18 protein-coding genes are annotated in these 19,160 nt (G+C 44.1%); 10 read left to right on the forward strand and 8 right to left on the reverse strand.

Annotated elements, in window-relative coordinates:
* Positions 1-27: 27 nt before the first annotated feature.
* Positions 28-930, forward strand: coding sequence for a methylenetetrahydrofolate reductase (gene metF, locus DC082_RS09470; RefSeq protein ID WP_109236770.1), 903 nt, complete (start codon positions 28-30; stop codon positions 928-930).
* Between the two features lie 55 nt (positions 931-985).
* Here the strand turns inward: metF and DC082_RS09475 are convergent, their stop codons facing one another.
* Positions 986-2,149, reverse strand: a complete 1,164-nt coding sequence (locus DC082_RS09475; protein WP_109236771.1) for an alpha-hydroxy acid oxidase — start codon at positions 2,147-2,149, stop codon at positions 986-988.
* 484 nt (positions 2,150-2,633) lie between these two features.
* Between DC082_RS09475 and DC082_RS09480 the strand changes: the two genes are divergently transcribed.
* Together DC082_RS09480 and DC082_RS09485 are read left to right on the forward strand one after the other, a co-directional pair.
* Positions 2,634-3,647, forward strand: coding sequence for an isopenicillin N synthase family dioxygenase (locus tag DC082_RS09480; protein ID WP_109236772.1), 1,014 nt, complete (start codon positions 2,634-2,636; stop codon positions 3,645-3,647).
* Positions 3,648-3,917: 270 nt separating this feature from the next.
* Positions 3,918-4,820, forward strand: coding sequence for a MetQ/NlpA family ABC transporter substrate-binding protein (locus DC082_RS09485; protein ID WP_229821710.1), 903 nt, complete (start codon positions 3,918-3,920; stop codon positions 4,818-4,820).
* A gap of 266 nt (positions 4,821-5,086) precedes the next feature.
* On the opposite strand, the gene trhA is transcribed toward DC082_RS09485, so the two are convergent.
* The gene (trhA, locus tag DC082_RS09490) at positions 5,087-5,707 is read right to left on the reverse strand and encodes a PAQR family membrane homeostasis protein TrhA (RefSeq protein ID WP_109236773.1); all 621 of its coding nucleotides are present in this window, start codon (positions 5,705-5,707) and stop codon (positions 5,087-5,089) included.
* A gap of 564 nt (positions 5,708-6,271) precedes the next feature.
* On the opposite strand from trhA, the gene DC082_RS09495 reads away from it, so the two are divergent.
* Together DC082_RS09495 and DC082_RS09500 are read left to right on the forward strand one after the other, a co-directional pair.
* On the forward strand, positions 6,272-6,925 hold the full coding sequence (locus DC082_RS09495) for a DUF1190 domain-containing protein (protein WP_109236774.1): 654 nt from the start codon (positions 6,272-6,274) through the stop codon (positions 6,923-6,925).
* Between the two features lie 2 nt (positions 6,926-6,927).
* Positions 6,928-8,091: a glutathionylspermidine synthase family protein gene (locus DC082_RS09500; RefSeq protein ID WP_109236775.1), complete on the forward strand. Its 1,164-nt coding sequence runs from the start codon at positions 6,928-6,930 to the stop codon at positions 8,089-8,091.
* 73 nt (positions 8,092-8,164) lie between these two features.
* Here DC082_RS09500 and DC082_RS09505 read toward each other — a convergent pair whose 3' ends face one another.
* The gene (locus tag DC082_RS09505; protein WP_094568346.1) at positions 8,165-8,605 is read right to left on the reverse strand and encodes an RrF2 family transcriptional regulator; all 441 of its coding nucleotides are present in this window, start codon (positions 8,603-8,605) and stop codon (positions 8,165-8,167) included.
* Positions 8,606-8,788: 183 nt separating this feature from the next.
* On the opposite strand from DC082_RS09505, the gene cysK reads away from it, so the two are divergent.
* A complete protein-coding gene (gene cysK / locus DC082_RS09510) occupies positions 8,789-9,724 on the forward strand; it encodes a cysteine synthase A (protein WP_109236776.1) in 936 nt (311 codons plus the stop codon).
* Between the two features lie 162 nt (positions 9,725-9,886).
* Here cysK and DC082_RS09515 read toward each other — a convergent pair whose 3' ends face one another.
* From DC082_RS09515 to DC082_RS09530, 4 genes are all read right to left on the reverse strand, one after another.
* Positions 9,887-10,921: an ATP-binding protein gene (locus DC082_RS09515; protein WP_109236777.1), complete on the reverse strand. Its 1,035-nt coding sequence runs from the start codon at positions 10,919-10,921 to the stop codon at positions 9,887-9,889.
* Positions 10,922-10,932: 11 nt separating this feature from the next.
* Complete coding sequence (locus tag DC082_RS09520) at positions 10,933-11,643, reverse strand: response regulator (protein ID WP_109236778.1); 711 nt, start codon at positions 11,641-11,643, stop codon at positions 10,933-10,935.
* Positions 11,640-13,358, reverse strand: a complete 1,719-nt coding sequence (locus tag DC082_RS09525) for a phosphoethanolamine transferase (protein ID WP_109236779.1) — start codon at positions 13,356-13,358, stop codon at positions 11,640-11,642. Before DC082_RS09525 ends, DC082_RS09520 begins: the two co-directional genes overlap by 4 nt.
* A 295-nt stretch (positions 13,359-13,653) precedes the next feature.
* Positions 13,654-14,301, reverse strand: coding sequence for a MarC family NAAT transporter (locus DC082_RS09530; protein ID WP_094568351.1), 648 nt, complete (start codon positions 14,299-14,301; stop codon positions 13,654-13,656).
* Positions 14,302-14,534: 233 nt separating this feature from the next.
* Between DC082_RS09530 and DC082_RS09535 the strand changes: the two genes are divergently transcribed.
* The 4 genes from DC082_RS09535 to DC082_RS09550 all read left to right on the forward strand — a co-directional run bounded on the left by DC082_RS09535 (position 14,535) and on the right by DC082_RS09550 (position 18,042).
* Positions 14,535-15,461 carry a tyrosine-protein phosphatase gene (locus DC082_RS09535; RefSeq protein WP_109236780.1) on the forward strand — a complete coding sequence of 309 codons (927 nt, stop codon included), beginning with the start codon at positions 14,535-14,537 and terminating at the stop codon, positions 15,459-15,461.
* Positions 15,462-15,613: 152 nt separating this feature from the next.
* Positions 15,614-16,429, forward strand: coding sequence for a molybdate ABC transporter substrate-binding protein (gene modA, locus DC082_RS09540; protein ID WP_109236781.1), 816 nt, complete (start codon positions 15,614-15,616; stop codon positions 16,427-16,429).
* A gap of 154 nt (positions 16,430-16,583) precedes the next feature.
* A complete protein-coding gene (locus DC082_RS09545; protein WP_229821709.1) occupies positions 16,584-17,357 on the forward strand; it encodes an ABC transporter permease in 774 nt (257 codons plus the stop codon).
* A complete protein-coding gene (locus DC082_RS09550) occupies positions 17,344-18,042 on the forward strand; it encodes an ABC transporter ATP-binding protein (RefSeq protein WP_109236782.1) in 699 nt (232 codons plus the stop codon). The genes DC082_RS09545 and DC082_RS09550 overlap by 14 nt, the downstream gene beginning before the upstream one ends.
* An 83-nt stretch (positions 18,043-18,125) precedes the next feature.
* Here the strand turns inward: DC082_RS09550 and DC082_RS09555 are convergent, their stop codons facing one another.
* Entirely contained in the window at positions 18,126-19,151 is a 1,026-nt protein-coding gene (locus tag DC082_RS09555; protein ID WP_109236783.1) for a competence protein CoiA family protein, read from the reverse strand.
* Positions 19,152-19,160 lie beyond the last annotated feature (9 nt).

Here is a 19,160-nt window from a genome sequence, read left to right on the forward strand (position 1 = left end):
ACCATTAATCGACAGAGGACAAATAAGATGAGTGCGCAATATGTTGAGCTATTAAACCAGAGCCTTTCTGAACTACAAAATGATGTTAATGTCTCTTTTGAGTTCTTTCCCCCCAATAGCGAACAGATGGTAACCACTCTCTGGAACTCCATCGAACGCCTTAAAGTATTAAAGCCTCAATTTGTCTCCGTCACTTACGGAGCAAATGCTTCAACACGGGATCGAACACACCGCGTGATTGAAGATATTGTTTATAAAACAGATCTTACCGCTGTGCCTCATCTCACCTGTGTGGATACCTCCGAAGAGGAGCTTCACCAGATTGCCGATAACTATTGGAATCTTGGCATTCGCCATATATTAGCGCTTCGAGGAGATCTCCCTAAAGGTACCGAAAATCCTGGGATCTATGCCGATCATTTGGTGAAGCTTCTAAAAAAACGACATGATTTTGATATCTCTGTCGCTGCCTATCCTGAGATTCATCCCGAAGCTAAAAATGCCCAGGCAGATCTGCTTCATCTCAAACGAAAGATCGATGCCGGCGCCAATTTAGCTATTACCCAATTCTTCTTCGATATCGATGCCTTTCTTCGATTTCGTGATCGTTGCGTTGCTGTGGGAATTGAAGCGGAGATTGTTCCCGGTATTCTTCCTGTCTCCAATTACGATTCTCTTGTGAAATTTGCCGGCCCACTCAATGTCAAAATCCCCTCTTGGCTCCATAAACGCTATGAAGGCTTAGAGAATGATCCCACCACTCGAAACCTTGTGGGGGCGAGTATCGCCATCGATATGGTGAGAGTTCTCCGAAAAGAGGGGATTCAAGACTTCCACTTCTATACGCTCAACCGCTCCGAGCTAACCTATGCAATCTGCCATACATTAGGTCTACGCCCCGAGCCGGCACTTACCATAAAAGAGGCCTGAGCATCAATCAGCGACTCAGGTTCCATGTGAAACATTAAAAGAGAGAGTCAAAGGTTTAACGAAATGGATCAGGAATTGTGGAGGGAACAAGGATATGGCGCCCCACATGCGCAACATCGGTCTCGCCACAAAAAGCCATACTGGTCTCAAACTCATTGCGGATCAGTTCCAATGCCTTTGTGACCCCGGCTTCCCCCATAGCGCCTAAACCATAGAGATAAGCGCGACCAATCATTCCGGCATTCGCGCCTAATGCAACAGCTTTAAGGAGATCTTGTCCGGAACGAATACCACTATCGAGAATAATCTCGGTAGAAGTACCGCTAAGCGCTTCAACAATAGAAGGGAGAACCGCAATGGAAGAGAGTGCACCATCTAACTGGCGCCCGCCATGATTACTCACCACAATGGCATCGGCACCCACTTGATGTGCCATCTTGGCATCTTCAGCATCTAAGATCCCTTTTAGGATAATTTTGCCGCCCCACATCTCTTTGATCCAGGCGATATCATCCCAATTGAGGGTTGGATCAAATTGCTGATTAGTCCAAGAAGCAAGAGAGCTTGGATCATCAATCCCATCCACATGCCCAACAATATTGCCAAATTGACGCCGTTTTGTCTTCAACATATTCCAACACCAACGCTGTTTAGTTAGGAGGTTTAACCAGTTTCGAAGTGTCGGCTTTGGTGGCACCGAAAGACCATTTTTAAGATCTTTATGACGCTGACCGATCATCTGCAGATCAAGAGTAATCACTAAAGCATCACACCCTGCTCTTTTCGCGCGATCGATAAGGCGCTGCATAAAATCACGATCACGCATCACATAGAGCTGAAACCAGAAAGGCTCACCCACCTCATTTTTAATATCTTCTAAGGAGGCAATACTCATTGTAGATAAGGTATAACGAATCCCAAATCGCGAAGCGGCTCGTGCCGCTAGGATCTCCCCATCAGGATGGACCATGCCCACAAGTCCGGTAGGAGCAATAGCGAGCGGCATCGACATTGGAATCCCGAGAACTTCACGCTCTAAATGTCTATTCTCCATATTCCGTGCCACTTTCTGCACTAGCTTAATCTTCTGAAAATCAGATTCATTTGCGCGATAGGTGGATTCTGTCCAAGATCCTGAATCAACATAATCATAAAACATTTTAGGGACACGTCGCTTTGCAAGCAGACGAAGGTCTTCGACATTGGTAATCGTTGCCATACTTAAAAATTGAACCTCATAACATAATCTAAATTAATAATCTGAATTAAAAAGGACTCAAACTGAGCCTAAATAGCCTCAAAACACTATACTGCTCGCACGAAAGAGTGACAACGATTTATTGAGAATTTTATCTATAGCTCTCTAGTTTCGACCCTAGTTACAACCTTACTTACAACCCTACTTACAACCTTATTTAAAATCACATTTGCCATTCTATCTACAAAATTTATTTGCACTTTTTATTAATGTAGTCTATACATATATGTAATGCCGATTTGATAACAGCTTGCGGGCATAACCAGCTAAAGCGTCCCTCTCAAAAAAAGAGATTCTCCTCCAAAAATACCTTGTGGAGAGCAGGCAGATCAGATCGCAATTGAGACAACTCAATGGAATCTAATCGATCAAATCAATAAGTCGATCGAGTCGATTAGATGATTAGCACCTGACAAACCTGACAATCACCACAAGGAGAAAATGTATGTCATCAGAGAATCCTCAACTTCCCATCCTCGATTATCATCAATTTCTTGCAGGAGGCGATGAGCGAGAAGCTTTCCTAGAATCGCTCCGCTATGCCGCACATGAGATCGGCTTCTTCTACCTTAAAAATCATAATATCCCCCAATCATTGATCGAAAAGGCGCAAAGATTAGCGAAAGAATTTTTTGCGCTACCGTTAGAGGAGAAGTTAGCAATCCATATGTCGAACTCACCTCACTTTCGCGGCTACACCAATATTCATGATGAGATTACACGAGAGAAGCCCGATAGCCGTGAACAGTTCGATTTTATGCCGGAGTATGAAGCGATTCCGCTCGACCAGATCCCTCATGATCAACCTTGGCTTCGCCTTCAAGGCCCTAATCAGTGGCCCGACTCGCTTCCGGAGTTGCGCCCCACCTTTATTGAACTTCAAGAGCGTCAGACAGAATTAGCAAAGTCGATGTTAACCGCTTTTGCTTTAGCGCTCGGGCAGGATGAGGAGATCTTCGCGCCCACCTACGCGCATAAACCCTCTGTTCTCTCCAAAGCGATCCACTATCCCGGCGTCGATGGCGAGCAAGGGGTCGGACCTCATAAAGATTCTGGCTATATCACCTTTGTGCAGCAGGAGGATCAAGCGGGATTAGAGGTCTTAAAAGATGATGAGTGGGTCTTAGCAGAACCGATCGAGGGAACCTTTGTTGTCAATATTGGTGAGCTACTTGAGATCGCCTCACAAGGATATCTCAAAGCGACGCTTCATCGAGTACTTCCCTCCCCTATTGGGCAAGATCGCTACTCTATCGCCTACTTTTTAACCTCACAGCTCGATGCCACCGTGCCACTTTTAACATTACCGAAAGCGCTACAGGGAAAAAGTTTTTCAATCACCCAAGATCCTAAGAATCCACTCTTTACACAGATTGGCAAAAACTTCTTAAAAGGACGTTTACGCTCCCATCCTGATGTTGCCGCGCGCTTCTATACCGATATCTCAATTGATGAATAGATCTGTAGATGAATAGCTAGAGAGAGAAGTAATAATAAATAGTGATCGTTATTGGTAACTAGCAACGACCAATAACGACGAACAGAGCACTCACCCTCATCACTATTCATAACACAATCACCCAACCACACAATGACGATTAACTGATTAACTGATTAACAATTAATAACTAACAATTAACGATCCACAATAACAGAATGCCGATTTGGAAAAGCTTGCGGGCAGAACAGCTAAGCGAATCTCCTTTTCGGCATCTACTAGGAGAATAAGATGAAAATCAACACCCCATTCCTCACCCCCACTTTATCATTAAGCGATAAAAAACCTTCCTTTTGGAAATCTCTTAAACGAGGCATGAAACTGCTTCTATTAGCAACGCCACTACTCTTAACGGCATGTTCAGATGATGGCTCAACCGCACAAGCGAGCGAAAATAGAATTAAAATTGGCACCTCTCCCGGGGATTTTGCCGATATTGTGCGGGAGTATCTTGCGCCAGAACTACAAAAATCGGGGTATCAAGTAGAGCTAACAGAGATCACCGATATTGTGATCCCCAATGTGAGTGTTGAAGAGGGTGCACTCCATCTCAATCTCTTTCAACACCGCCCCTATATGGAGGAGTTTAATCGTGTTCGAGATGGCCACCTTGCACCGCTGGTTCAAGTTCCTACCGCACCTTACGGACTCTATGCCGGCAAGAAGAGATCGCTCGATGAGATCGAAAAAGGAGCAACAGTCGGGATTCCCTCCAATGTCACCAACTTTTCCCGCGGTCTTTGGATTTTAGAGAACTTAGGTTGGATAGAGCTGCGCGATGATATTGCCGACCCTTTCCGTATTGAGAAGCGTGATATCACGAAAAACCCCTATCAATTGGAGATTAAAGAGATTGAAGCAGCCCAGATGACTCGAGCGCGTGATGATCTCGATTATGCTATCATCAATGGAAATTTTGCTCTCGATGCCGGCATCCATTTTACAGAAGCGCTCACCATTGAGCCGAGTAAATATTTTGTCAATTGGATCGTAGTACATGAGAAGAATCTCAACGCTCCTTGGGCAACAGAGATTGTGGAGATTATCAATTCCGACGGCTTTAAAGCTTATAGCCAAGAACGATTCCCTGGTTATAATCTTCCCTTAGTATGGGAAGAAGAGAGTGATCAATAGCACAACATCATTTCAACACGATTTAAGATAGATCAGCGAAGCGGTGGAGATCCATCGCCCGCTGATGCTCATATTTTCCAACAATTGAGAATTACCACTTGCCAGCACGAAATTGATGGAATTATGCGACAGTAAGATCCGGCAACTCATCAGCTTCTATTGCTTTGATCAATTATTCTTAAGAGAATCCATGGAGATGTGGGAACCAACTATTTCGTTCTTATAACGATTGCATGCCCGCAGATTACATCAACCATATCGATCTTCTACTCAACATAGAAAAGAATACTAAAGTATTGGCAGGCACTGCCACCAATGACAAAAAGATGCCAAATGCCATGCGCATGTTTAACCTTTTCATCCAGAAGAAAAAAGATCACGCCGAGCGTATAGACTACCCCACCGGCAATTAACCAGAAGAGCCCTTCAGATGAGAGCGCTAAAGAGAGTGGTTTTGCCGCAATCACAATCAACCATCCCATCACAAGATAGATCGTTAATGAGAAGATCTGTGTTCGACGACCAATTAAGATCTCCTGAATAATTCCGATCGCCGCTAATCCCCATGAGACACCAAATAATGACCACCCCCAACCGCCACCTAAAGTCACCAAAGTATAAGGGGTATAACTCGCTGCAATTAAGAGATAGATCGCACAATGATCTAATACCTGAAAGAGATCTTTCCTTGGTCCGGGCTGAAGAAGATGGTAAATCGTTGAGGTAAGATAGAGTAAAACAAGTGCCGCGCCATAAACCGAGACACTTACAATCTTCCACGCATCATTATAGAGGCTGGCATAGACAATAATAAATGACATCCCCCCTAATGCGAGTAAGGTCCCGATTAAATGACTATAGATATTAAATTTTTCACCTTGAGGCATCTTATATAACTCCTTACACTCATTGCTGTGTTGATGCATTGCACGACTTAAGTGCTTAGTGTAGCACTCCTCAGGACCACTTTATCAACCAAAATAAGAAAATCTGTAGAGCCACTGGAATCAACGACTGCACGCTTTTCACCACTCTATGCCCACAGGTCGGCATACTCAATGCCGAGATTAATCTCATTGAAGTATTCATAATTGCTGGCGATTGAAAATTGCCACTTGCCGGCGCGAGATATGTGGAAGTACGCGATAGTAAGATCAGGCAATCGTTCAGCTTTTTTGTTTCAATATGTTTCAATAAATAAGATCATCAGCAAAGCCTCAGGAATCGACGACTGCACACTTTTCACCACTCTATGCCCACAGATCGGCATCAATGATGATCAGACAATTACACATTTTGATTCCCATTATCATGAAAAATCGCTATATATCGAGTTATTCCCTCTAAAATTGGGTAAAATAGAAACGGTATACATAAAAAATTGAATAGATATTCAACAGATAGATATTTAATCATTGAGTTATCTCAACAACTAGATTTTAGGAGCAAAAATGCGTAAACGTACTACAACCGTTAATCTTGATCGATTCCGTAAGAAGCGATCACTTCGCCTCAAACCGCTTGCAGTCATTGTCGCCTCTGCCCTCTTCCTTGCCGCATGTAATGATAATAGCGCACAGCAGGAAGAGGTCTCCATGTATCGTAACGTTGAAGAGTGTGTGCGTTACAATCCCGATGCAAAATCGCTCTGTGAAACAACCTTTGCACAAGCACAACAAGAAGCGCTCGATACCGCACCTCGCTTTGCAACAAGAGAGGATTGTATTGCTGAATTTGGAGAAGCAGGTTGTCAAGTTGCACCACTCAATCAAGAACAGAATACGGCACAATCGAGCGGAAGCTTCTGGATGCCCCTTATGGCAGGCTTCCTCTTTGGTAAAATGATGGGTGGATTTAATGCCCATAAGCCGCTCTACTCGCCACAAGCAGGTCCGAATAAAGGGCAATTCTTCGACTCAAGCGGCAAAAACTTTGGCAATGTCAAACCAGGAACGAAGTTTAAAGTCAATCCAACAGATTTAAGACCTGGAAAAGCAGGACAGACGCTACGCCGTGGTGGTTTTGGCCAGATGGTCTCTAAACAGAATATGGCGCCGGCAAAATCAGCTTCGGGAAGCAATACTCGTCGCAGTGTAGGTGGCTAGCGATGAAACGCATCCCTATTACCGAACGCCCTCACTGGCAGCAACAAGCTGAAGAGTATGGCTTTAACTTCCATACCATGTATGGCGAACGCTACTGGTGTGAAGATTTCTACTATCAATTTGGCCTTAAAGAGATTGAACTGATTGAATCGGCCACTGAAGAGCTTCACCAGATGGCGCTTCAAGCAGTTGAGAGAGTGATTAAGAGCGAAAAACTGCTGGAAAGATTTCAGATTCCGCCTCAAAGTTGGCGCTTTATTCGAGATTCATGGGAGCAAAATGCCCCATCACTCTATGGCCGTTTTGACTTTGCCTACGATGGTGCCGGACGCCTTAAGCTCTTAGAATATAATGCAGATACACCAACCTCTCTCTATGAGAGCGCCTTCTTCCAATGGCTCTGGCTTGAAGAGCAGATTGAGGCGAAAAATCTGCCGATGATCGCCGATCAATTCAATAGTATTCAAGAGCAGCTAATCTCGCGATTTTCAGAGCTACGCGCCTATCATCAGGTCGAACTTCTTCACTTTAGCTGTTGCCAAGATTCAGATGAAGATCGAGGTACTGTGGAATATCTAGAAGATTGTGCTCAAGAAGCGGGTTTAGCGACTCAGTTTCTCTATATCGAAGAGATTGGTATCAATAACGAATTGGAGTATACCGACCTCGATGATGATCCGATCAAAGCGATCTTTAAGCTCTATCCTTGGGAGTTTATGTTAGGGGAAGATTTCGCGAGCTATCTCGATATGAATAAGACCTTATGGCTTGAGCCAGGCTGGAAAGCGATTCTCTCTAACAAAGCGCTTCTCCCCCTCTTATGGGAGATGTTTCCTAACCATCAATATCTTCTGCCTACCTATTTTGCCGATGATCCTAAAGCAAAAACACTCACTGATTATGTGAAGAAACCACTCTTCTCTCGAGAAGGGGCAAATGTTGAGATCATCACCGATGGTAAAGTCCTAGAGAGTGCGGATGGCCCTTACGGCATTGAAGGCTCCATTATTCAAGCCTATGAACCTCTACCTGTTTTTGATGGTAATCATGTTGTCGTAGGAAGTTGGATTGTTGGCGATACCGCTTGTGGGCTCAATATTCGTGAAGATCACTCTCGGATTACCCAAGATCTTTCGCGCTTCTATCCTCATGCGATTATTGGCTAATCAATTTGAAAGAATCATTAAAAGAGAAATGCGCCTTACCGGGCGCATTTTTTATAAATAACCTCTAAGAAAGTTAGAGATAATACATATAGTTGCCCTCTTCCTCTTGTGCTTCTAAGGCAATGTCGGACAACTTAATATTGGTTAAAATCTTCATCAATCCTTCACTCATAGGGCGATAGACCTGTTCAAGCAGAGCGCGCTCAATATTGTGGGCGGTCTCTTCCACCGTGGCATCATTCTCGGTAAAGAGCGCCGGCTCAACACTACTTAAAATGTCATAGAGCGTAATCTCTTTAGGTGCTCGCATGAGATAATATCCTCCTTGAGCTCCTTTGATCGAACCGACAACTTCTCCCCGACGCAGTTCTGAGAAGATTCTCTCTAAATAGATTTTAGAAATCTCTAAATCTTCGGCAATCTCTAAAACTGTAGTGACAGGCTGAGACTCATGGACTAATGCCATCTTCACAAGCGATGCTAATGCATAACGAGATTTTGCGGATAACTTCATAGAAACTCCTCAGTGAATATTAATTGACAACTATTTCCAGATCCTGATACTCTACACTACATAGAGTAAACATATAATAATGGTATGCTTATCATTCGTCAATAGCGATTTTCTTTTATAAGCGCGATCTGCATCTACAAGCACCTTATAAGCAACCATTGATTGTCTCAAGGAGAAGAGAAGATGACAAAAATTTATGAAAGTTTAACCGATCTTATCGGCCATACCCCCCTTTTAGCACTCAATCGTTTTTCAAAATCGAAAGGCATTAAAGCGCCACTCATTGGAAAACTAGAGTATCTCAATCCTGCCGGAAGCGTTAAAGATCGTATCGCTTATGCTATGATCGACACCGCAGAAAAAGCGGGCATCTTGAAACCCGGATCAGTGATTATTGAACCCACCAGCGGAAATACCGGCATTGGACTCGCTTCTGTTGCCGCAGCTAAAGGGTATCGTATCATCTTAACAATGCCGGAAACAATGAGTATTGAGCGTCGCAATCTTCTAAAGGCTTACGGTGCTGAATTGGTGTTAACGGAAGGTGTTAAAGGAATGAAGGGCGCCATTGCCAAAGCAGATGAGCTTGCAGAAGAGATTGAGGGCGGTATCATCTTAGGGCAATTTATCAACCCAGCAAATCCACAAGTTCACGAAGAGACAACCGGCCCTGAAATTTGGAATGATACCGATGGCCAGGTCGATATTGTCATTGCCGGTATCGGCACGGGCGGAACAATCACCGGTCTTGGACGCTATCTTAAAAAGCAGAATCCCGCGATTCAAGTGATTGCCGTAGAACCAGAATCGTCTCCTGTTCTCTCTAAAGGGGAAGCAGGTCCTCATAAAATCCAAGGTATTGGTGCCGGCTTTATCCCTGAAACTCTCGATACCGCAATCTATGATGAGGTGATCACAATCTCCGATAGCGGTGCTTTTGAATTAGCAAAAGAGGTCGCCGCGACAGAAGGTCTGTTGATCGGAATTTCAGCAAGTGCCGCAATTAAAGCTGCGGTCGAAGTCGCAAATCGTCCAGAAAATGAGGGTAAAAAGATTGTAGTGATTCTCCCTGATAGTGGTGAAAAATATCTTTCAACACCGCTCTTTGAAAAGGAATAATCATCCCCATATTGGAATTACGGTATTTTATTCCTCCTTTAAATACCTACTTACTTTCGCCTAGTCAGATGACTAGGCTTTTTTTATTTCAGAAATTATTCCCAAAGAGGTATTTATACAATAAGAAAATCAGCAGAGCCGCGAGAATCGATTATTTCATACTTATTGTGGAAAAAGGATAGAGATCTGCAAACCTGATAACTGATCGTCTCGCGCTGAAAAGTGGATCTCTCCATGATGCGCTAAGACGATCTTCTCTACAATATGGAGTCCTAAACCAAATCCGCGACGCGATCGATCCGCTCTATGAAAACGCGCCTTTAACTCAGCCATCTGCGCAGATGGAATGCCGGCACCCCGATCACGAATCACCAAACGAATGGCACCTGCCTCCTGCTTTGCTACAAGCTCGCTATACTCCCCTTCTGCCGCATAAAAGCGGATATTATCGAGAAGATTTTTAAGGAGAAGATAGAGCAGACTCGCATCCCCCCGCATCTTTAACTCAACGGGGATATCCACCCGTAAAGGATGGGGAAATTGTGGCTGATACTCCATTAGTAAGGGCTCAATCACCTCCTGCAGTAGATCGAACTCCCGAACATTTTCAAAGTGAAGCTGATAACTTGCACGCGAAAATTGGAGTAATCGTTCAATGGTGACTAAGAGATCATCGATTCGATTGAGCAGTAACTCTCGCTCCGGCAGAGCCTCCATCAACTCTAAGGTTAAACGCATGCCGGCAAGTGGTGTTCGCAACTCATGAGCAACATCTGCCGTAAAGGCCTTCTCATACTCAATCCGCTGCCCAATATTGTGCAACAATTGATTCACCTTCAAGACCATCATCTCCACCTCTTTTGAGGGACTCGACAATAAGATCGGCGTTAAATTGAGCGAGCTTCGAAGTGCTAACTCCTCACTCAACCGCTCAAAAGGAATTAAGAGACGCTGTGTGACATAGCGAATCGACAAAAAAGCGCCGATCAAAATCAGAATAATAAAGAGCGTCAGCGCGATAAGGATCTCTTTTGCTTCATGCCGCATCGCACTCACCTTCTCTGCATCACTCAATACTTGATCTGTTAAGATATCGATCTGCTCACTAATCTCATAAGCGATCAGGGCAATAATGATAATGCCTGATATCAGAATGATCCCGGTTAAAGCTAAAAGTAAACGTCGCTGAATGCCCACTGCTTCGCCCCTTACTTGTTTACATTTTGATGCTGTTGAGTCTGATCGATCTCATCGACCTCATCGATCAACTGATAACCAAAACCACGAACTGTCTCTATCCTCTCTTTACCGATCTTCTGCCGTAATCGATGAATGTAGACCTCTAAGGTATTCGATCCCAATTGATCTTGCCAAGAGTAGAGATCTTGCTGTAAAAACTCTCGAGCAACAACCTGCCCATATTTGAGCAGAAGACGGGAGAGAATCAGATACTCACGAACGGTAAGATCGAGCAATTTCCCCTTAAGATGAATCTCTTTCTGGTTCAGGTCAAGCGCAAAATCAGCGATCTCTAACTGATTATTAGCAACACCACAGTGACGCCGAATAATCGCTCGTAAACGCGCATAGAGTTCGGCAATTGCAAAAGGTTTTAATAGATAATCATCCGCGCCGGCATCTAGCCCCATCACCCGATCATCCACCGTATCTCGCGCCGTAATAATGAGTACCGGCACACTATTTTCCGTCTGCCGAAGATAGGAGAGGAGTGTCAATCCATCACCATCAGGAAGCCCAAGATCTAATAAAACCGCACTATAGTGACTATTCTCAACCGTTAAAAAAGCGATCGCTTCCTTCACTGTCTCCGCAGAGTCGACCACATAATCCTCTTTAATAAGCGCTCGCTCTAGGCCTCTTCTTAAAAGAAGATCATCTTCCACGATCAATAATTTCATAATGTTTGACACGCCTTAAATAAGTTCATCGATTCATCATAGACCGCACTCTCTACCGAGAGCAAGCCCAGAAGTGAATGGAAGAGGTTGTCTTGAGATAGTGCCACCTCATCAGCCATTTGCAAGAGACAACTCTCTGATAATTTTCGGTTTTGATAAAAATCGGGATCTGCCCAAAAGATCATCGGCACCTGCTTTTGCTCCTCAGGGGCAATCGCATAAGGTGCGCCATGAAGATAGAAGCGATTCTCGCCCAACGACTCACCATGATCTGAAATATAGAGCATTGCGGTCTCATACTCACCGGAGAAACGCTTTAGAAGCCCAATCGTCTCTGCTAAAACATAATCGGTATAGAGAATCGTATTATCATAAACATTCGCTAACGCCTCTTGATCACAGGTTTCGATCTTATTGGTATCACAACTTGGAGTGAATTGGCGAAACGCTTCAGGATAGCGCTGATAATAGGTAGGGCCATGACTTCCATTCATATGAAGGACTATCACAAGATTCTCATTTTGTGGATCAATCTTCGCCGCGGCACTCTTTTCAGCAATATAATCCGCCAAGCCTGTTAAGAGATATTGATCATAATAGAAACCGGTGATCGACTTTGGCTGATCGAGATACTCCTCTACATATTGCGTCGGCACCCGATCACATACCCCTTTACAACCATTATCATTCTCCCGCCATAAAACCTGATAGCCAACACGTTGTAAAATATCGAGTAAATTATCCTCTTTACTCGCGCGTACCTTATCGAAGGTCTCTCGCGTTAAACGGGAGAACATACAAGGAACAGAGATCGCCGTCGCCGTCCCACAAGAGGAGACCGATTTAAAACTCACTAAGTTCTGCTCTTGAGCTAAGCGTGGATTCGTCTCCTTTTCATAACCATTAAGAGAGAAGTTTTTACTCCGCGCAGTCTCGCCAACAACCAGGATAAAGAGACGCTTCTTCTCTCCGAGCGCATCTTGATTGAGATAAGCATCTTCTCCGATCTGCTGATAAGGGAGATTATCTGCATAAAGCTTACGAGTATAAGAGAGTCCACTCGAGATATAACTAAAGGGCATTGTAAGCTTCAAAAGCGGACGGTTATTGCGAAAATAGGAGGCATAATCTTTATAAAAGAGTGTCGCAACGCCCAATAGTAGAAGCAGTGATCCCACAATTAAGAGAAGTCGCTGTAGTAGCGAAAAGCCTATTTTTGTCTGACGAATGGGGATCTTCATCACGATCAAAAGCGGCAGACCCACACCGATCAAGAGCCAAAGAAAGAGCTTCAATGTGATTAAATTCACCACTTCGCCGCTATTGGTCTCAATAATATTGATGAGCATATCTCGATCCATATAGATCTGATAGTAGTAGGAGTAGTAGTTAAAGAGTGTCGAAAGAAAAAAGAGCAATGCGACAACGGGTAGCCGTAACTTCCCCCATAAAAGTAGAGTAAAGAGAATAATCGAAAGCAACCACAGCGTGATAAAAAGCGAGATGAAAAAGAGATAACTCCAACCAGAATCAAAGAGAAAGCTCTCACTAACACCGCGCCAAAAGACAATATTTTGCGTTAAAGTAGAGAGCAGTGCGATCAAGATGATCCCCATAAAGAGAGGGATGCCACGATGATGACTTCGCACAACTCCATCTATTTTGGTAGCTGATCGCTCTTCTGCCTTGATGCCACCAATATTCCCGATACTCATAAAAAAACTCCTCTAATAGTGAGGGAATGAGTATAGAAATTGAAGCTTAATAAAACATTAAAAAGGAATTAAATGACAAGTAAACAGCAAGTAAACGAAAAGTAAACAGAGAATACACAAAGAAAAATAGAGGTGGAAAATAGAGATAGAAAAGTGCGTGCAAAAAAATGGGGCGAAGATCCAATGATCTCTGCCCCCGCAACCATGATTCTAATGATCTAGTCGAGTCCCTCATAAGAACTCTCCTATGACCTCTCTTCCTCTTACGATCTTCTCTGCGATTGCTTACGCTCTATCACCCCTGATATTGATGAATAATCGCCAAAATACCATTAATCACAAATTGCACACCCATACAGACAAGAAGGAAGCCCATCAATCGCGAGATCGCCTCAATCCCTTTCTCCCCTAATACGCGCATAATGGTCGATGCACTACGAAGGCCAATCCAGAGAAGCGCCGCGATCAATACCCCTACAATCGGAGGGGCAACTAGATAGACAAACTCAGAGATATGGCTACTTGTATGGAAGGTAGAGCCAGTGCTGATCACTAAAGCGATGGTGCCAGGTCCTGCCGTTGCCGGCATCGCTAGTGGCACAAAACTGATGCTACTACTCTTACCTGCTGACTCTACAGTTTCATCACTCTGTTTAGCTGGAGGGAAGAGCATCATAAAGCCGATAAAGGCAACAATCATACCGCCGGCAATCTGCAAACCGGGGATCGAAATTCCAAAAACACTCATAATAAAGTGCCCTAGATACCAGGTAGTCAGAAGAATCACTAAAGTATAAAAAGCACTTTGAGAAGCGGTCTTCTTCCGCTCTTCAATCGACATTCGACTCGATAGCCCAAGGTACATCGCAATAGCGGTGAGGGGATTTGCAAGAGGAAGTAGCATCATTACCCCAATAGAGACCACTTTGATCAACTCAATCATATAACTCCTTCATACTCTTTAAAAAAATCGATCAGAAAATTTGATCTAACGCTCTTTAATCTGCCTCAAGGATACCATCTCGCTCCTGAAGAAAAGAAAAAGTTATGCTTAAATAGGTGCTTAAATTATTAGCGAAAACAGTTTTCATCACAAATTTTCCCGCTACTGTTAAGGAGTTGTCATCTACTCTCCCTATAATTTGCGCATCCCAAACTTCAAATAAGGAGAAACAAATGAAAACTCACAGCAAGAGACAAGTCCGATGCCATCAGTGGCTAACACTACTGCTACTCCAAACGGCCTTAAGTATCCCACTCTCTCTTCAAGCGGCAGAAAATAGCACAACCCCAAGGGAGGAGATAATGCAGAAACAAGATTCCCATTCAAATGTTCATTCAAGCACTATCCATTTTCAAAAGGTGGATAATTTTCGTGATGTTGCTGGCAATCTTCAGCCTTATCAAAATAATCGTGGTGAAACACTCCAACAGGGGCGACTCTATCGCGCCAATGCCCTTCTTCTCTCCCCGGAAGAAGCAGAAAAATTGGCCTCACTCAATATCACCCATATCTATGATCTTCGCACACCCGGCGAGATTGCCCTCCATCCCGATAGCGAGATTCCCGGCGCAACATGGCACAATATCAATCTATTAGGGTGGGATGATATCGAGCCTGTCCGTGTAGGCTTTACCCAAAAACCAGAGATCACAATTGCCGGCGCTGAAGAGATCTATCTTAACTTTGTGAATGATCCAATAACACGCGCACAGATCGGTACGCTCTTAACATCAATTGCCCAAAATGAGGGGAATCAGCTCTTTCACTGCTCCGGCGGTAAGGATCGCACCGGTTGGGTTTCTGCCCTCTTACAATATATTGCCGGCGTTCCGCAAGAGATTATTATCGCAGATTTTCTCGCATCGAATGATTACTCCCGTGACTCTATCACCCAAAGTTTCAATAAGATGGCAAATGAAAAGGGCGTTGCCGCTGCGATCGCCTTCTCCCCATTCTTAGGCGTTCAAGATGATTGGCTCTTAATGGCCTTCGCGGAAGCGGAGAAAAATTATGGCTCTGTTGATAACTACCTGCTCGAAGGTTTAGCGATTACACCGGAGACAAAAGCACAGTTGAGAGAGAAACTCTTAATGCCGTAGTAAATCGCAAGATTTCATCTGAGAAATCAAACTCTACCTTCTCTACCCCCTCTACCACTTTAGGCTAATAGTTATTCTATTAGCCTCTTTCTATAATAACGAGGGAATTTTTAACTTCACAACACTGACAATAGTTATGGAAAGGGATCAAGATGAATCTACTTAAGCGTGCACTCTCTATTACACTTCTCACCCTCTTTAGCACCACTGCTTTTGCCGCAGGGTCGATCTTTGTCTACTCCGGCGCTGGCTTAAAAAAGCCGATGGAAGAGATCGCCACTATTTTTGAAAAAGAGCATGATACGACCGTTGAATTTAACTTTGCCGGCTCAGGACAGCTCTTAGCACAACTTGAAACAACACGTAAAGGGGATGCTTTTATTGTCGGTTCAGATGCGACCTATCTCGTTGCACATCAAAAAGGTTTAGTGGGAGAAGCTTACGCCATCGCCCATCACACGCCGGCAATTGTGGTCCTGAAAGGCAATCCGAAAGGAATTGAGGTATTAGAAGATCTCGCTAAGCCTGGAATGAAGCTTATTTTAGGGGACGCTAAAGCGAATGCGATCGGTAAAACAGCGCAAAATATCTTAAAGAAAAATCAGCTTGAGAAGATCAATGAGAATGTTGTCTCTACGGCAAATACCATCAATGAGATGGTAATGCAGATGGCACTTGGTAACGCCGATGCGACAATCGCGACTGTTGATGCTGTCTTTATGAATGATAATGTTGAGGTGATTATGATCGATCCGGCACAAAACATCGATCAAATCGTCACTGGCGCCGTCGTCACATCGAGTAAAGAACCACAATTAGCAAAAGCCTTTATGGATCTTGCAGCATCAGAAGAGGGGAAAGAGATCTTTGCAAAATATGGCTTTGCGCCCGTCAATGAGGCGCCAGTAGAAGAGATGCCTGTAGATGAAGCGCCTGTTGAGTTAATCATCGAACTTAATCAGCCTTAACTCATTCAGAAAATTGATCTAACAGAGACATGTATAGCACCCAAGTGAAAGCGATCCAGCATATGATGCGCCTATCGATACTATTATCGATGTTGTTATCGATACATCATATGGTTGATCCAATAATCGGGAGAAATATTAGGAGATCAGCGCTGTGAAACAACTGATCTTCTACCTTATCGTTGCACTTATCACCCTCTTTATCGCAGCACCTCTTTTTATGCTCGTTAAAGAGGGTTTTCTGCAATTACCAACCGCCTTAAAATCGCGTGAAGTACAATTTGCCATTCAGCTAAGCCTGATGACATCGATCATCTCGACACTCATCTGTCTACTTCTTGCCGGTCCTGTTGCTTACTTTCTCTCTCGCTCCTCGCTCCGGCACTTCTTAATGCCGATTCTCTATCTGCCACTCGCCCTTCCCCATATTGTCTCCGGCGTAGCATTACTTCTCTTTTTTGGTTTTATGGGAATTGGAACATGGCTCGATGAATGGTTTAATCTCTCCTTTATCTTCACCAAAGAGGGGATTATTTTAGCGCAAGTTTTTGTTAACCTCCCTTTTGCCATTCGCCTCATTGTTTTAGGTTTAGCCAATTTGAATGAGAAGCAGCTCTTTGTCGAAAGAACTTTGGGCGCATCAAGGTGGCAATGTTTTCGTTACGTCACACTTCCGCTATTAAAACCGACACTTCTCTCGGTCATTGTTCTCACTTGGTCTCGGGCATTAGGGGAATTTGGCGCTGTGATGATGGTTGCCGGCTCGACGCGCCTAAAAACAGAGATTCTTCCCACCTCGATTATGCTCAATATCTCCACCGGTGATCTCGACCTTGCGCTTGCCATTGCCCTGATCTTGATGCTCATCTCCCTACTCTGTTCTACTATTTTTGAGTACCTTTTAAAATCGAAATATGTTCACCATTGATCATCTACAGCTAACACTCTCCCAATTTGCGCTTCAAGATATCTCGCTGACGCTTAAAAAAGGAGATTACTGCATTATTCTCGGACGCTCTGGCTCTGGAAAGACACTACTATTGGAATCGATCGCCGGCCGTTATCCACAAGCAAAAGGAGAGATCATCTTCAATCAACAACGTATCGACCGACTACCACCGGAAGAACGGAATATCGGCTTTGTCTATCAACATTATGAACTTTTTGCCCATCTCTCTGTGTGGGATAATATCGCTTTTCCGCTAAAGATGCGGGGTGAATCACCACAGAGCTGCAAAAAAATGATCGATGAGATCTTAACGCTCTTAGGAATTACCTATCTCAAAAATCATGGTGTTGCGACATTAAGTGGCGGCGAAAAACAGCGAGTCGCCCTCGCAAGAGCCTTAATCGCCGAGCCCAATATTCTACTGCTCGACGAACCCACCAGCGCACTCGATTATGTAACGCGCCATGAGATGCGTGATGTCCTAAAGATGATCCATCAACGATACGCACCCATCATCCTCCACGTCACCCACGACATTAGCGAAGCCCTCGCACTCGCCACCCATATCGGTATTATGAAAAAAGGAGAACTCAAACATTATCTCCCGACCGATCAACTCAATAGGGAGAATGCTAAGCGGGAGTTGTTTGAGATTTTGAGGTAGTTAATAATCCCATAAAATGCTTACTTAACCTGCTGTTCTGCCACCCTTTTCGATCTCTTTTTAGCCTATTGAGGAAAGCGTGATTAAGGGACTCGAAACCAGCTACACTCTGCGGCAAAATTGGATGAACACTCCATTCGTTTCGCTCGGCAGTAGACCCCACTGCCATAGAGATTAACGCCATGGTAGCGACATAGAAAGCAATTTCGCACCTTAAAGCCGTGCTCAAAGGCTTTAGTGAGCTCCCCAATAAAGAAGTCCCTCTTAGTTAAAGGGGAGTCTAATAGTCCCATCTCAAGATCGGCGTTGTTCCGATCAAATGGTAATAGCACCTTATGGTGAATAATCGCTTTTGAGCGCAGATCATAAGCGATAGCAGCTAAGCTCTTCTCCTTTAAGATCGCCTTTCCAGTAGGAAAGAGATAGAAGACAAAATAGGTCTTAAAGGCGCAGCGGCACTCTGAATCCACAATTGGCGACTCAGCCTGATCAAACCCGATCAAGAGCGCATCATCGGCGGTGATATGGCGTGCGCTAATCGACTTAAGATCGGCATCTGAATCTAAGCGGATCTCAATTACTCTATTTCCCGAGTGAGCCTTTTTCTCACTTAAAAAGCTAGTGACGGCAATCTCAATATAAATCTTCTCTTGGGGATTTTTCTGACTTCTTAAGAGAAGATCGGGAATAAAATCTCCATCCCTCTGCTCTAAGATGATCTCCTGATAGTAGGTGGTAAGATCGAATCTCTTCACCGTTGATCCTAACTGACAATCTTTCGCCGGCATTATATTGAGATGATCATATTTACGGCACCGATTAGCGTAGGAGATATCGATATAGAAGGGGGTATTATGAGCTAAAGCCTCCCGATACTGCTCTAAAAAGAGGCGCTTTCCCAACTGATGAAGATAGCTCTCCTGAGAGCACTCCTGCTGAACTTTATGAGCAAAATGGGGCTGCATCACCTCCCCCTTCACCTTAGGAATTAAGCGCGTGCCACAACCGATACAATAAATCACTCCCCACTGCACTTGTGGCTTTTCTAACAGATCATAAACCGAAATAATCGCTCCCGATTCCTCTTCTCCAAAGAGATACTTTGCCATCTTCCCCTC

It is taken from the genome of Ignatzschineria indica, assembly GCF_003121925.1.
Lineage (GTDB): Bacteria > Pseudomonadota > Gammaproteobacteria > Cardiobacteriales > Wohlfahrtiimonadaceae > Ignatzschineria > Ignatzschineria indica.